This window comes from Aeromonas taiwanensis, assembly GCF_000820165.1.
Classification (GTDB): Bacteria; Pseudomonadota; Gammaproteobacteria; order Enterobacterales; family Aeromonadaceae; genus Aeromonas; species Aeromonas taiwanensis.
On sequence record NZ_CDDD01000009.1, the window covers coordinates 1 to 11,854 of the forward strand.

The window sequence follows — 11,854 nt, forward strand, 5'->3', positions numbered from 1 at the left end:
CTCCCCCGCCGCCACCTGATGACAGACCCGCGCATCCCCCCCTGCCGCCGTGGCAGAGAGGGACAACGTGGCGCCGGAAGGCGCCACGTTGACCCTCTCTGCCACGGCGGCAGGGGGGGATGCGCGGGTCTGTCATCAGGTGGCGGCGGGGGAGACCCTCTGGCGCATCGCGAGCCAGTTGCAGGCACAGGCGGGCAGCGGCTCAGATACCTACAGCTATCTGCTGGCGCTGGTGGCGGACAATCGCCCCGGGATGGGCAAGGGGATCAAGGTGCAGACCGGCCAGCGACTCTATTGCCCGAAAGCGGAGACCCTGGCGCAGTTCGACGCCCTGAGCCCGGCCCAGCGCCAGCAGCAGTTTGCCCGCCTGGAGCAGGGGCGCTGAGGCGTGTGCGGGGCAGGGGAACGCCTCCGTATCCGCCAGTATGATGGCACGCGGTTCGTCCCTTGTATCCACCCCGAGCCCATGCTAGTATTCGCGCTCGTTTTGCGAGGTGCTGACCGGTCGCAGTCAACACCATACATTCATCTATAAGAGATACTTACTATGTCTTTCGTATTCCAAGCTGAAGTCCGTTCTGACCTGGGGAAAGGTGCGAGCCGCCGCCTGCGTCATGCTGACCAAGTTCCTGCCATCGTTTACGGTGCAGGCAAAGAAGCCGTGTCCATCACCCTGGACCACAAAAAGCTGATCCTGGCCCAAGAGAAGCCGGAGTTCTACTCCTCCGAGCTGACCCTGGTCATCAACGGTGAAGAAGTCAAAGTTAACGTCAAGGCGATCCAGCGTCACCCGGTACGTTACAAGCTGGTTCACCTGGACTTCGTTCGCGTCTAATCGGCAACGAACGTTCCTGTAAAGAGGCCACCCAATCGGGTGGCCTCTTTGTTTTTGCTGTATTTTTACCGACAAAAAATAAAATACTCAAATAGCTCTATTGGTCTTTACTTGTAGGCATGATTGACAGCAGGACACCGGTTGTGGTGCTCTGACACATATAAAGTATTCGAACAAGTCCATCTACGGGGTAATGTTGACCGTCATGAAGGGAATCATACGGGGATATTTCCTGCTGTTCTCACCCATTATGGTACTGGTCCTGGTGGGGGGGTATCTGTTGGGAAACGCACTGATCGAGCGCGAACTTTATCGTCTTCGCAGCGATGAGAGCACCTTCCTGGCACTCGCCAGCGGCCGTCTCGAGGATGAGCTGGCAGTGCCGCTACGCCATGTGCGCAGCATGTCTGAAGAACCCCTCCTGCTCGAGGCGGCGGGTCGCAATGAACGTGACACCATGGCTGCCCAGTTCACCATTCTGATGAACCGTAATCCCGATTATGCCCAGGTGCGCTGGCTGGCGCCGGATGGCATGGAGCTGGTGCGCATCAACCGCCAGGGGCCGCATCTACGGCGTGTGGCCGACGACCAGTTGCAGAACAAGGGAGAGCGTTACTATTTCCGCGATGCCATGGCATTGCCCTGGGAGCGGATCTACGTCTCTCCGCTCGATCTCAACGTCGAACACGGGGTGATCGATCGCCCCTTCAACCCCATGATCCGCATCGCCAAGCGCCTGCGCCTGGGGGACCGTGATCTGGGCTTGCTGCTTATCAACGTGCAGGCAGGCCGTATGCTCAAGGAGTTCGCCAACAGCAGTGGCAAGGCTGCCGCCCATACCATGCTGCTTAATCAGGACGGGTATTGGCTGCGCAACCCTGATCCGGCACAAGAGTGGGGTTTTATGCTCGAGCGCCCGGACCTTACCCTGAGGCTGACCTCTCCCCAGGCCTGGCAGGCGCTCTGGGGAGCCTCGAACGGCCAGGTCGAGTCCGCCGACGGGCTGTGGAGCTGGACCACCCTGTACCCGGCACTGAATCATGATCAGCTGATCTGGAAGGCCGCCTCCATGGTGCCACGCAGCGAGCTGCTGGCCATTCGTACTCACATCTGGATGAGCATTTCGGCTACCTGCGCCACCTTGCTGCTGCTGTTCGGTATCGGAGTGGCCTCGCTGGTGCGCAGCTGGCGTCGGGAGCAGCTGGCACAGCAGGAGGCAGCCAGGCTGGCGCGGGTCAAAGGGGATTTCATCGCCAACATGAGCCACGAGATCCGTACCCCCATGAACGCCATCATGGGGGTGACCTACCTGCTCGAACAGGGAGTGCTTGACGATGGCCAGCGTGCGCTGGTTCGCAAGATCCACCAGGCAGGGCATGCGCTGCTCGGGATCATCAACGACATCCTCGATTTCTCCAAGATTGAGTCGGGCCGGCTCGAGCTCGAGCAGGTGCCATTCAGCCTGGAGGAGGTGCTGGATCACGTGGCGGCCATCATGTCCACCTGCGTTGGCGACAAGCACCTCGAGCTGGTGGTGGGTAGTGCCCCCGAGCAGGCCGGCCATCTGATTGGGGACGCCCTTCGCCTCGAGCAGGTGCTGCTCAACCTGACCGGCAATGCCATCAAGTTCACCGAACGTGGGGAAGTGGAGGTCAAGGTCGAGCTGGAGGCCGAGCAGGACGGCATGGCCACCTTGCTGTTTCGGGTGCGCGACACCGGGATCGGCATTCCGCCAGAACAACAGGCCAACATCTTCAATGCCTTCTCCCAGGCCGACTCCTCCACCAGCCGTCGTTTCGGGGGGACCGGGCTCGGCCTGACCATCAGCCGCCGCCTGGTGAGCCTGATGGGGGGGAATATCGGCGTCACCAGCGAACTGGGCAAGGGGAGCGAGTTCTGGTTCCGTGTCCGTTTGGCGCTGGTGACGCAGCCCGAGGCCTTCAACGAGCGGCTGCAACACGTTTCGCTGCTCATTGCCGACGACAACCAGGTGACCCGCGACACCCTGTCGATGACGGTGGGCTCCCTCGGCTGGCAGTCACGGGTAGTGGAGTCCGGTGAGCAGGCCCTGCACCATTTGCTGGGTCAGGGGGAGCGCTTCGACGTGATCCTGCTCGACTGGATGATGCCTGGCATGGACGGACTCGAGACCTGCATCGCCATTCGCCGTGCTTTCGAGCGGCAGGAGCACTCGCCCATCATCATCATGGCGACCGCCTATTCCCAGGACGAGCTGATGCGCCGCCCCGGCTCGGATCAGGTGGACCTGGTGTTGCACAAGCCCGTCACCGGCTCCAGTCTCTACAACGCGGTGGCGCGTCTCATCCACGAGAAGCGCGAACACGTGGCACCGCTGGAGAGCGGTCAGCGCCGTCTGCGCCTGCCGGGTGTGCACGTACTGCTGGTCGATGACAGCGACATCAACCTGGAAGTGGCGACCCGCCTGCTGCAGCGAGAGGGGGCCGAGGTGATCACCGCCATCGACGGAGAGCGGGCCCTGGCCTGTCTTGCCGATCCGGCGCGGTGCATCGATCTGGTGCTCATGGACGTGCAGATGCCGGTGATGGATGGCTACGAGGCGACCCGTCGCCTGCGCCAGCTGCCGGGACGCGAGGAGACCCCCGTGCTGGCACTCACCGCCGGTGTCTTCAAGGATCAGCGCGAGGCGGCACTGGCCTCTGGCATGAACGACTTCATCGCCAAGCCGCTCGATGTGGAACAGCTCATCGCGACGCTGCTGCGCTACCTGCCGGACAGCGTGGCATCGCTCACCGTGAACGACTTCGCCCGGGAGTTGGTCGCTGGTATTGATATCGATACCGGACTGCGAAACTGGGGTGAAGCATCGGTTTATCTCAAATACCTGCGGCGCTTTCGTGATGACTACATGACGGTCGGCACCGTGTTGCCGGACTATATCGCTCAGCACGAGATTGACGCGGCCGCGAGCCTGACTCACAAGATCAAGGGGGTGGCAGGCAGCCTGTCGCTCACCGATGTGGCACGCATCAGCGCCGAACTGAACGAAGCCATCGAGCAGGGGGGCGACACCAGCCAGCTCATTCCCCCCTTCCTCGAGGCGCTGGAGCGGGCGCAGCAGGCCATAGACACCTATGCCGGTCGCGAGCCGGGAGCCATCAACTCCCCGCTGGTTCAGGGTGAGGTGCAGGAGGTGTACCTGCACGCCCTGCACCAGGCCCTGGTGAGCGAGGATCTGGAGCTGATAGAGCCTGCGCTGGGCCAGGCCAGGAGTTACCTGCCTTGCAAGCTGGTGAACGAGATCAGTGCGGCGCTGGAGCTGTTCGACATCCCGCTCGCGACCCGCACGCTGGAAGAGTATCTGGGGGATCGGGAGGAGTCTGCACCATGAATAGACCGCGCGTGCTGATCATCGACGACGAGCCGAGCAACCTCGGGCTGCTGCGGCAAATCCTCAAGGAGGAGTACAACCTCTTCTTCGCCAAGGGGGGCGAGGAGGGGCTGGCTGCCGTCGAGCGCCACGAGCCTGCGCTGATCCTGCTTGACGTGCGCATGCCCGACATGGACGGCTACGAGGTATGCCGCCGACTCAAGGCCGATCCGGCTCACGCCGGGATCCCGGTGCTCTTTATCACGGCGAGTGACAATGCAGACAGCGAGAGCCAGGGGTTCGAAGCGGGCGGGGTGGATTACATCTACAAGCCGGTCTGCCCAAGCACGGTGCGTGCCCGGGTGCGCAACCATCTATCACTGGTGCGCCTCGAGCAGCTCGAGCGCAGCTACCGCACCGCCATCGTGATGTTGAGCGAGGCGGGTCACTACAACGACACCGACACCGGGGTGCATATCTGGCGCATGGCCGCCTATGCCCGGGCCCTGGCCGACGCGGTCGGCTGGAGCCCCGAACAGTCGGATCTACTGGAGCTGGCGGCCCCCATGCATGACATGGGCAAGATTGGGATCCCTGATCACATCCTCAAGAAGCCCGGGCCACTCACCGAAGAGGAGTGGGCCATCATGCGTACCCATCCGCGCATCGGTTACGAGATCTTGAAGCGTTCCGACGGACCCATCTTCCGCATGGCGGCGGAGATTGCCCTGCATCACCACGAAAAGTGGGATGGCACGGGTTACCCCGCAGGAACAAGCGGCGAGGGGATCCCCGAGGCGTCGCGGATCGTGGCCATCGCCGACGTGTTTGACGCTCTGAGTGTGCGTCGTCCCTACAAGGAGCCCTGGCCCCTGGAGCGGGTGCTGGCCACCATGCGTGACGGTGCCGGCCAGCACTTTGATCCCCGGCTGCTCGCTCGTTTTCTCGAGATCATGCCGGAGATATTGCGCCTCAAGATCCAGTGGGACGCCCGCGAAGCGCGGGGGGATTACCAGATGGATTGCGTCAGGTAGGGATTGCTCGCCTTCTCGTGCCCGAAGGTGGAGCTGGGGCCGTGGCCCGGGATGAAGACAATGTCATCCCCAAGCGGCAACAGGGTTTCGCTGATCGAGCGGATCAGGGTGGCGTGATCACCGCGCGGGAAGTCGGTGCGGCCTATGCTGCCGGCAAAGAGCACGTCCCCCACCCAGGCGAGGCGTTCGGCCTGGCTGATCAGCACGACATGACCCGGTGTATGGCCCGGGCAGAAATAGACTTCCAGCTCGCAGTGCCCGAGTTGTACCTTGTCCCCCTGGGTGAGCCAGCTATCCGGGGTGAAAGACGGGGTATGGGCAAAGCCGAACATCTGGCTCTGCTGGGGCAGCATGTCGAGCCAGAAGGCGTCTTCCTTGTGGGGACCCGTGATGGGAACGCCTGTCCGTTCGCGCAACTGGGCCGCAGCGCCCACATGATCGAGATGACCGTGGGTCAGCAGGATATGGGTCAGAGTCAGCCCGCGCCTGGCGATGGCAGCCAGCAGCTTGTCCGCCTCGCCACCGGGATCGACGAGCGCCGCCTGGTGGGTTTCGTCGCACCAGATGAGGGAACAATTCTGGGCGAACTGGGTGACCGGGATCACCTCGAACTTCAACATGTGGGACTCTCCTGGTGGGGATGAAGGGCGTGTTGCTCGGCAAAGAAGGCGAGGCAGGCCTGCCGGTCGCCGCGAAACAGGATCCGCTCGCGCTTGTTGTCCAGCTGGTAGCGGTACATGGGGTCATAGTAACGGGTCAGCAGCAGCTGGATCCAGATCAGGTGGGAGGCGGTTTGCCCGGTCTCGGCCTGCTCGGTGAGGGCGGCTTGCAACAGGCCGTCCAGCTCGCGGTGATCCTTGTCGCCGAGGCGACGCTTGAGGCGGGCCATGGCGTCGGTGAGGTAGCCGGCAAAGAGCGGCCAGCCCGCCTCCTGGCCATACATCTCCAGATAGCGCAGCCAGAGATCCTGCACGTAATCGATGCGGATCTGCTCGGCCCGCTCCTCCTGAGAAACTTCCACCACCACCAGAGGCGCCTGGCACATGGCTTCATAGAGGCTCAGGGGCAGGGCGCAGCGACCGATGAGGCGGCTCTCGTCTTCGACCACGAAATGGGCTTCACCCCGATGGCGGCGCTTGAGCAGCTCGATGGCAATGCGGTTCTCGAAGTTGATGTTGCTGGGCTGGCCCCCCGGCAGCTGGCCAAAGGAGGAGCCTCTGTGATGGGCATGGCCCTCCAGGTCCACCGCCTGGGCAATGTGTTCCAGCATATGGGTCTTGCCGGAGCCGGTCATGCCGGTCAGCACGGTCCAGCCGCACTGGGCGGCGGCGCTCTCCTGGGTGTCGATGAGAAAGCGGCGCAGCTCCTTGTAGCCGCCAGCCACCCGGGGGCGGGTGACACCGGCCTCGGCCAGCCACTGCTGCACGGTTTGCGAGCGCAGGCCACCCCGGAAGCAGTAGAGCAGGGCATCTGGCTGCTGGCGCAGCTGGGTCAGCCAGGCATCCAGACGCGCGGCGCGCACCGCGCCCCCCACCAGCTGATGGCCGAGTCTGATGGCGGCAGCCTGACCCTCCTGTTTGTAGCAGGTACCGACCCGGGCTCGCTCCTCGTCCGTCATCAGTGGCAGGCTGACGGCGGTGGGAAAGGCCCCCTCCTTGAACTCGACGGGGGCGCGCAGATCGATGAGGGGAACGTCCTCCAGGAAAATACGGGTGTAATCGCTGACCAGGGGCAGGTCACTCATAGGACAACCTCGATGAACTGGTTGCCGGTGCGGGCCTGCAGCTGGCCGATGGGGGAGAGGCACAGCCCGGCCTGCTCGGCAATGGCGAGAAACTCGGTTTCACTCTCCTTGCCGACGGCGACCAGGAGGCCGCCGCTGGTCTGGGGATCGCACAGAATGTTGCGGGTACGCTCATCCATGGCGTCAAGCTTGTGGCCGTAGGAGTCGTGATTGCGAAGGGTACCGCCCGGCACGCACCCTTCTGCCAGGTAGTGATCCACCTCGGGCAGGAGCGGCAGCGCCGTGAAGTCGAGGCGGGCGCATACGTCTGAACCCTCGCACATCTCCAGCAGGTGGCCGGCCAGACCAAAGCCGGTCACGTCCGTCATGGCGTGTACGCCCGGCAGTGCGGCAAAATGCTGACCAATCTTGTTGAGGGTACACATGGCCTCGGGGGCCAGTTGCTCGTGCTCGGGCTTGAGCTTGCCCTTCTTCTGGGCCGTGGTGAGGATACCGATGCCAAGGGGTTTGGTCAGATAGAGGGTATCACCCACCTGAGCGGTGTCGTTCTGCTTGATGGCGTTGAGCGGCACTATGCCGGTCACCGCCAGGCCGAAGATGGGTTCCGGGGCGTCGATGCTGTGGCCACCTGCGAGGGAGATGCCCGCCTCGTGACACACCTGACGACCGCCGTCGATCACTTGCTGGGCAACCTCGGGGGCCAGCGTGTTGATGGGCCAGCCGAGGATCGCGATGGCGACGATGGGCTTGCCGCCCATGGCGTAGATGTCGCTGATGGCGTTGGTGGCGGCGATACGGCCGAACGTAAAGGGATCATCGACGATGGGCATGAAGAAGTCGGTGGTGGAGACGATGCCCTGGCCGTTGCCGATGTCCACCACGGCGGCGTCATCCTTGCTGCTGTTGCCGACGATCAGGGTGGGATCGTCAAAGCCCGGGATCTGGCTCTTCAAGATGGTGTCGAGCACCTTGGGGGAAATCTTGCAGCCACAGCCGGCGCCGTGGCTGTACTGGGTGAGACGAATGGCAGACATACTGACCCCTCTTGGTTCAAGCATCGCGTGATGCGTGCGATATGGGTGCGGTCATCGTATCGCGGATAATCGCAGAAAACGGGTGAGCCTGGTGGCATGACAAATCGGCTGGGCATGCCGCGTGGGGATGGCCCAGACCGCGCCACCAAAGGCCACGGGACGGGGCATTATGCCACAAAGAGGATGAGGGATCCGACTCGCAATTGAGAGGGGGAGGAAGGCAGAAGTATCCATATCCTCGTTATCTCCCTGCTCTGCTACAGGTAGCTCACCCCCTATTGCAAGGCATCATCATGAGCGACTCATCCATTGTCACCCTGAACTGGTTTGGCTGGGCCCTGCTCTCTGCCTTCTTCGCCGCCCTGACCGCCATCTTTGCCAAGGTCGGGGTAGCGCAGATCAACGCGGATCTGGCCACCCTGATCAGAACCGGGCTCATCTTCCTGCTGCTCTGCCTCTATGTGACCGCCACCCGGCAGTGGAGCAACCCGCTGACGCTCCCCGGCCACAGCTGGCTGTTCCTCGGCCTGTCGGGGCTCGCAACCGGTGCGTCCTGGCTCTGCTATTTTCGAGCCCTGCAACTGGGTACTGCCGCCCAGGTGGCGCCCATCGACAAGTTCAGTCTGGTGCTGGTGGTGATCTTTGCCGTCCTGTTTCTGGGGGAGCGCCCCTCCCTGCGGGAGTGGCTCGGCATCGCCCTCATCGCCAGCGGGGTCATGGTGCTCGCCTTCAAGGAGCCATAGCGGCGGGCCATCATCGCGACAAGAGTCATGACCGCCATGGTGAATGGCTCAAGTGAAGGTGACATCAACCAAGGGAATACAATACAAGGAGCCGGTGAGATGAAACTCTATGCCCATCCCTTCTCGTCCTACAGCCAGAAGGTGTTGATCGCCCTCTACGAGAATGCACTGTCATTCGAGTACCATAATCTGGAGTCCCCCTCGGTGAAGGCCGAGCTCGCCAGCCTATGGCCCCTCAAGCGCTTCCCCGTGCTGGTGGATGAGGGGCGCACCCTGCTCGAGAGCAGCACCATCATCGAATACCTGCAGTTGCGCCATCCCGGCTCCAACACCCTGGTGCCGGCGGGGGAGGCTGGCATCGAAGTGCATATGCTGGATCGCCTGTTCGACAACTATGTGATGACCCCCATGCAGAAGGTGGTGATGGACCGGCTGCGACCTGCGGCCGAGCGCGACGGCTTCGGGGTTGCCGAGGCGCGGGCCATGCTGGACAGGATCTACCCCTGGCTAGACAAGCATCTCACCGATCGCCGCTGGGCGGCGGGAGAGCGCTTTACCCTGGCAGATTGCGCTGCCGCCCCCTCGCTCTTTTACGCCGACTGGGTTCACCCTATCCCGGCTGAGTGTGCCGTGCTGCGGAGCTATCGTGCCCGGCTGCTGGCCCATCCCAGCATCGTCCGGGTGGTGGACGAGGCGAGGCCTTATCGTCACTACTTCCCCCTGGGAGCGCCACCGCGAGATTGATATCGCCGCCTCTTGCATAAAAAGGCCCGCATCGCGGGCCTGTTTTGTGTAAGAAAGACGCTATGCGTCTGCCTATTCCTCCCGTTAATCCTCCTGCTTCGCCGGCCGTGGCCACCCCTCAAGGCGATGCCAGCGACGCAACCTGCGTTGCAGCGGCCGTTCAAAGAGGTGATAGCTCACCGCCGAGAGTGCGATCAACACCCCCAGCATCAACAGGGTCGCCGCCACTCCCAACAGTGGATTGGTTTGGGCATACCACCATGCGGTGAACTCGGGCGCCAGATAATGGACAAGCTCGCAGCCGGTGAGCAGCACCAGGGCATGGAGCAGGTAGATGGAGTAGGAGAGATCCCCCAGCCAGTTGGTGACGCGGTTGTCGAGCAGGCGCAGCAAGGGGCTGTGCCGGTCCCCCTGGGCTGCGGCAATCCAGATCAGCAGCACATAGGCGCCTATCAGCAGCAGCGTCAGGGTGGGCGTCATGGGGAATTGCAGCAGTACCCAGGGGAGGGTAAAGGCCAGCAACAGCGGCAGATCCCGCTGTATCACGGGCAGAGGCTGGGCTGCCTTGACTCTGGGGAGCAGCCAGAGCCCGAGCACGAATTCACTGACCCCGCGCCCCACGGCCAGCGCCCCGCTGGTGACATCCAGAGTGCCCTGGCTGAAGACGATATAGGTCAGCACGGCGAACGCCATGACGGGGGCGAGATGACACCAGCGGCTGCGGGTCACCGCGAGCGGAATGAGCAGCGGGAACAACAGATAGCTTATCCACTCCACGCTCAGGGACCAGGCGGCAAAGTTCCAGGTCAGCCCATGGCCCGTGAGCACCTGCAGCAGCAAGAAGGCTCCGGGGAGCGCTTCGGGGGGCGTGAAGGGAGAGCCGAAGGGTGGCATTCCCTCCCACTCCCACATCCTGAACAGGGGGCCGGCATAGAAGCCTACCTGATGCTGCGCCTTGTAAAGCTCCCATCCCACCAGCAGCAACAGGGTTACGAGAAAGAGAGGGTAGATGCGGGTCAGCCTCAGCCAGAGGAAACGGCCATAGCCGATGGTGCGACGAGGGCCACAACAGGCCTCCCCATAGACGTGGGCCAGCACCAGGCCGCTTAGGATGAAGAAGAGATCGACCCAGAGATAGCCGTTCTCGATGAGTTGAGTCGATTCGGCGATGGGCTCCTTCCACTCGGGAAAGAGCAGCAATCTGGCGTGGAACAGCACCACCATCAGGGCAGCGATGCCCCGCAGCGGTGTCAACAGCGGCAATGATTGATTCATGACGGGATCCTTTGTGATGTTCAGCTTGGCCTGACATCAATTTTTGTTGTGCCGACTATCCACCAGATGGGGCGATCGGCCTGGTGCCTGATCGCTTCAGGCGGCACCAAAATACGAGATTGAGAGTCGTATGGGTGTGACTGTGATCATGAACGCACACTTATTGTGCAAAGAGGGGGGAAGAGGGCGTAGCTGAAGCCGATGGTAAGTGTGGGGGCTGCGTGGAGACAAGGAGGGGCGGCGGCATACATGCCAGCGAGGTCAAAAAATTCAGGCCCGCAATGGGGCCTGATTGATTAGAGGTAGAGAGGAAATGCCGATCAGCGGGCGCGTACCACCAGGCCCTTGAGGTAGAAGCCTTCCGGATACGCGGTGCCGATGGGGTGATCGGAGGCCTGGGAGAGCAGCTCCAGGATCTGGGCATCGCGACCGGCATCGAGGGCCGCATCGGCGACGATCTTCTGGAACAGGCTCTGCTCCATCAGGCCGGAGCAGGAGTAGGTCAGCAGCACGCCACCCGGCGCCAGCAGCTGGAAGGCCAGCATGTTGATGTCCTTGTAGCCGCGGCAGGCACCCAGCAGCTGGGCCTTGCTCTCGGCAAACTTGGGGGGATCCAGCACGATGACATCGAACTTCTCGCCCTTCTCGCGGTATTCCCGCAGCAGCTTGAACACGTCGTGACGCACGAACTGGGTGTTGCTGGTATCCAGGCCGTTCAGCTCGGCGTTCTGGCGGGCGATGTCCAGGGCGTTCTGGGAGAGATCCACGTTGACCACCTCCTTGGCGCCGCCCTTGAGGGCATAGACGCCAAAACCGCCAGTGTAGCAGAAGCAGTTCAGCACCCGCTTGCCTTCGGTGTACTTGGCGGCGGCCTGACGGTTGTCCCGCTGATCCAGATAGAAGCCGGTCTTGTGGCCGTTGCGGATGTCCACCAGGATCTTGACGCCGCCGTTCTCCTCGATCATCACGGGCTCGGTCGGGGTCTCGCCATGGATGACGCCGGTGCGCTCTTTCAGCCCTTCCTTCTTGCGCACCCTCTACCCCGAGTGCAGCATCTATGAGCGCTCCGACGTGGCGGTGCGCAAGAAGGAAGGGC

9 protein-coding genes and 2 pseudogenes are annotated in these 11,854 nt (G+C 62.7%); 6 read left to right on the forward strand and 5 right to left on the reverse strand.

Annotated features, from left to right (window positions below):
- Positions 1–76 precede the first annotated feature (76 nt).
- The 4 genes and pseudogenes from BN1136_RS01710 to BN1136_RS01725 form a co-directional block, all read left to right on the forward strand.
- Positions 77–385: pseudogene (locus tag BN1136_RS01710) on the forward strand (hypothetical protein); the annotation flags it as partial.
- Positions 386–547: 162 nt separating this feature from the next.
- A complete protein-coding gene (rplY, locus tag BN1136_RS01715) occupies positions 548–835 on the forward strand; it encodes a 50S ribosomal protein L25 (RefSeq protein WP_043760559.1) in 288 nt (95 codons plus the stop codon).
- Between the two features lie 205 nt (positions 836–1,040).
- Positions 1,041–4,205, forward strand: a complete 3,165-nt coding sequence (locus BN1136_RS01720; protein WP_043760558.1) for a hybrid sensor histidine kinase/response regulator — start codon at positions 1,041–1,043, stop codon at positions 4,203–4,205.
- Entirely contained in the window at positions 4,202–5,218 is a 1,017-nt protein-coding gene (locus BN1136_RS01725; protein ID WP_043760556.1) for a response regulator, read from the forward strand. The genes BN1136_RS01720 and BN1136_RS01725 overlap by 4 nt, the downstream gene beginning before the upstream one ends.
- Here the strand turns inward: BN1136_RS01725 and BN1136_RS01730 are convergent.
- Genes BN1136_RS01730 through selD form a run of 3 tightly spaced genes read right to left on the reverse strand, consistent with a single transcriptional unit; the run spans position 5,194 to position 7,996 of the window.
- Positions 5,194–5,838 carry an MBL fold metallo-hydrolase gene (locus BN1136_RS01730; RefSeq protein WP_043760554.1) on the reverse strand — a complete coding sequence of 215 codons (645 nt, stop codon included), beginning with the start codon at positions 5,836–5,838 and terminating at the stop codon, positions 5,194–5,196. The two genes, BN1136_RS01725 and BN1136_RS01730, sit on opposite strands and share 25 nt — an antisense overlap.
- Positions 5,832–6,962 carry a tRNA 2-selenouridine(34) synthase MnmH gene (gene mnmH, locus BN1136_RS01735; protein ID WP_043760551.1) on the reverse strand — a complete coding sequence of 377 codons (1,131 nt, stop codon included), beginning with the start codon at positions 6,960–6,962 and terminating at the stop codon, positions 5,832–5,834. Before mnmH ends, BN1136_RS01730 begins: the two co-directional genes overlap by 7 nt.
- A complete protein-coding gene (gene selD / locus BN1136_RS01740; RefSeq protein WP_043760549.1) occupies positions 6,959–7,996 on the reverse strand; it encodes a selenide, water dikinase SelD in 1,038 nt (345 codons plus the stop codon). Before selD ends, mnmH begins: the two co-directional genes overlap by 4 nt.
- Positions 7,997–8,289: 293 nt before the next feature.
- Here selD and BN1136_RS01745 point away from each other — a divergent pair, with 293 nt between their 5' ends.
- Both BN1136_RS01745 and BN1136_RS01750 read left to right on the forward strand, forming a co-directional pair.
- Entirely contained in the window at positions 8,290–8,739 is a 450-nt protein-coding gene (locus BN1136_RS01745) for an EamA family transporter (protein WP_043760566.1), read from the forward strand.
- A 99-nt stretch (positions 8,740–8,838) separates the two neighbouring features.
- Positions 8,839–9,483 (forward strand): glutathione S-transferase family protein, encoded by a 645-nt coding sequence (locus BN1136_RS01750; protein ID WP_043760546.1) that lies wholly within the window; start codon positions 8,839–8,841, stop codon positions 9,481–9,483.
- 84 nt (positions 9,484–9,567) lie between these two features.
- Here the strand turns inward: BN1136_RS01750 and BN1136_RS01755 are convergent, their stop codons facing one another.
- Both BN1136_RS01755 and BN1136_RS01760 read right to left on the reverse strand, forming a co-directional pair.
- The gene (locus BN1136_RS01755; protein WP_043760544.1) at positions 9,568–10,758 is read right to left on the reverse strand and encodes an acyltransferase family protein; all 1,191 of its coding nucleotides are present in this window, start codon (positions 10,756–10,758) and stop codon (positions 9,568–9,570) included.
- Positions 10,759–11,078: 320 nt separating this feature from the next.
- Positions 11,079–11,792 (reverse strand): annotated as a pseudogene (locus tag BN1136_RS01760) (class I SAM-dependent rRNA methyltransferase); the annotation flags it as partial.
- Positions 11,793–11,854: the final 62 nt, after the last annotated feature.